The organism is Natronomonas sp. (assembly GCF_036625485.1).
Taxonomy (GTDB): domain Archaea; phylum Halobacteriota; class Halobacteria; order Halobacteriales; family Haloarculaceae; genus Natronomonas.
Map to the genome: position 1 here is coordinate 1 of NZ_JAZKTR010000222.1, position 3,124 is coordinate 3,124.

Below are 3,124 nucleotides of genomic sequence, written 5' to 3' on the forward strand. Positions count from 1 at the left end.
CGACCGGCGCGGCGCTGACACTTCCCGCGAACGCGACGGCGGATGCGAGTGCGCCGGAGTATACGACGGAGTATCAGTACGTCCTGAATCACACGCCCGAGGACCACCCGGTACCGACGCTGGTACGCTTTTCGGACCCGAGCGGTCCGACGGCGATGGAGAGCGCCCTCGACGAGGAGGTTCATACGACGACGCCGGAGCCGGCCGCCTACACGCAGGTGACGACGACCGAGGCGAACACGGTGGCGGACATCCCGAGCGCCAGCGAGTTCCAATTCGCACCCGGTTCGAACCCCTTCTGGCGCATCGGCTACTACCCGGCCGGGGTCTTCCCGGAACCCCGACGGTCGGTCGACTATATCGGCTTCGAGCAACTGAAGGACGGCCCCGACGTCCTCGAAGAGTGCTATCCCGACCGGATCCGCGTGAAGAACGTCGGCCAGTCACCGGGCCACCACAACAACGTCACCGATCGCCCCGACCCCAAGGGGATGTACGTCGCCGAGTTGACGAACTTCGACTCGGAGACGGACTTCGAGGACAAGGAGAAGGTGTTCTTCTCCTGTTCGCTGCACGGACTGGAGATGGCGGGGCGGGAGACGGGCGCTCGCGTACTGGAGAACGCGGCCCGCGGCTCCGAACCTGACGTCGCCGGGAGTGACGCGAAACTCGAACCTCTGCTCGACGACGTCGTCGTCATCATCGGCTTTACCAACCCCGACGGCTGGGCGGTCCGAAACCCGCAGTACGATTCCGGGTGGCAGGTCGGTGGTCCGGGTACCGGGACGCCCCGGGCACCTGCAGCGCCGCTCTACGAGCGCGGAAACGCGGAGGTGTTCGACACGAACCGGCAGTATCCGGCAGTCGGCTACATTACACCGGCCCACTACCCGGCGGCCCCGGCGAACTACGACGACCAACCCGGCTACGTCGACGAGAAGGTGCCGGACGCGAAGGCATTCGTCGACTACTTCCAGGATTACGAGAACCTCAACTACGGCGCCGACCTTCACGGCGGCCCCGTGTTCAACAACTTCGTACTGGGACTCATCTCCCAGGACCAGTTCAACACCCGGGAACTGCACGAGGTCTACGAGATGTGTCTCAACATCAACGAGACGCTGGCGGAGGCGCTCGACACGTGGCAGACCGCCGGCGAAACACGCGTGCAGTTGGTCGGTGACCAGCAGTTCGACCCCGTCCTGTTCGGCGTCGTCCCCGAGAGCGCCTTCGACTACGCGACGATCTACGACACCATCGGCTACACGGTGTCCGGGGCGTTCCTCGACTGGATGGCCCATCCCGAACCCATCGGGCTGGATATGACGACGCTGGACTTCGAGATGTCGTTCAACCACATGCTCGGCGGGAACGTCTACAACCCCGAACTGTTCGAGATGGAGGTGACTGGCTATCGGGCGGCCATCCGGACGATCACGGAAGCCGAGGACTCGGGACGCGGCATCCACTACATCTCCTCGTTGCTGCCGCCGGCATGGCAGGGCAATCTGCATCCGTTCGGGCTTCAGAACTACACCGTGACCTTCCTCGGTAACGTCCTGTTCACCTCAGCGCTCGGGTTCAAGCAGGTTCGTGAGGCCGGCGAGACGACACGCGAGTACGGTCGCGTCGAGGACTGGGAAACCGGCGACGACGACGTCGTCGATGGCCTCACCGCGGAGGGGTCCCGTGCCGTCGACAGCAGCGTCGTCATGGGCGAGCAGGCCAACCGCGTCGAACTCACCGTTTCGAACCTCAGCGATGACGCGGTCATCCGCGATCAGTTCCCCCCGGATTGGACGCTCCTGCCGTTCGGGAACGGAACGGAGGTCGAGGACGGCGTCGTCGAGTTCCGCGACGTCGAAGCCGACGAGGTCGACGGGAGCGATGAATCGGTCACGTTCACCTACTTCGTCGATCCGCCCAACGGCATCGACAACTCCAATCTCGCGAACTACGGGCCTGCAATCGCCGACATCGACGGTGAGACGGTCGACTTCGCCGGCGAGGACGACGTCGTTTACGTCGGTGCTGGCATCTAACCGGCGGTAGCCGACCGGCCGAACCGCCACCCTTTTTCGCCGCTCGGCACGCAGTCGGTGGTATGACCGACCACGCTTTCATCATCGGCGGCACGCGATTCATCGGCCGACACACCGTCGAGGAGTTCCTCGATGCGGGCTACGAGGTCACGATCTTCAACCGCGGCAACCACGACAACCCCTTCGCCGACGACGAGCGAGTGGCGCACGTCGAGGGCGACCGGACGAACGAGGCGGACCTCCGGCGTGCGGGCCTCGATGTCGACCCCGATGTGGTCGTGGACTGTGTGGCTTACCAGCCGCGGGACGTGCACGCGGCGACGGATATCTTCAGCGACGTGGACGCCTACGTATACATCTCCTCGGGGGCGTCCTACGGCGAGGAGCGCATCCCGAAGCGGGAGGGCGAAACCGAACTCAACGACTGTTCGGCCGAGGAAGCCATCGACGACACGATGGAGACCTACGGCGCCCGGAAGGCGGAGGGCGACCGGGCGGTCTTCGCGGCCGCCGAGCGCGGCGTCAACGCGATGGCTGTCCGGCCGCCGGTCGTCTACGGTCCCCACGATTACACCGAGCGGTTCGACTACTGGATCGACCGCGTGGACAACCACGACACCGTCGTCGTGCCCGGTGACGGGACGAACCTCTGGCATCTCGTCTACGTGAAGGACGTCGCGAGCGCCCTGCGGACGGTCGCCGAGGAAGGAACGCCCGGCGAAGCCTACAACGTCGGCGACGGCCACGCGCCCGTGCTGGGCGAGTGGGTCGACCTCATCGCCGAGGCCTGTGAGACCGATGTCGAGAAAGTCTACGCCAGCGAACGCGAACTCGGGACCGTCGACTGCTCGCTGGACGATTTCCCCATCTATCGGGAGTATCCGCACCTGCTGGATACGAACAAACTCCGGTCGCTGGGCTGGGAACCGACCGACCACGAGGAGGCGCTCGCGGCGACGGTCGCCGAACACCGCGCATCCGACCGGACGGGCCGGGAGAACGGCCCGGACCGCGAGTCCGAAGAACGGCTGCTGGACGTGTTGGGGACGGTCGAATAGGTGGTTCGACAAGGCTGGTTTTAA

General features: G+C 65.3%; 2 protein-coding genes. Both read left to right on the top strand.

Features of this window, described 5'->3' with window-relative positions:
- On the top strand, positions 1–2,042 hold a 2,042-nt coding region (locus V5A53_RS14145), incomplete at its 5' end, for a M14 family zinc carboxypeptidase (protein WP_332314256.1).
- A 62-nt stretch (positions 2,043–2,104) separates the two neighbouring features.
- Positions 2,105–3,100 (top strand): NAD-dependent epimerase/dehydratase family protein, encoded by a 996-nt coding sequence (locus tag V5A53_RS14150; protein WP_332314257.1) that lies wholly within the window; start codon positions 2,105–2,107, stop codon positions 3,098–3,100.
- The last annotated feature ends 24 nt before the right edge of the window (positions 3,101–3,124 follow it).

Excerpts from the sequence above, each read along its gene's own strand:
- V5A53_RS14150 (WP_332314257.1), top strand. The coding sequence starts at position 2,105 with ATGACCGACCACGCTTTCATCATCGGCGGCACGCGATTCATCGGCCGA.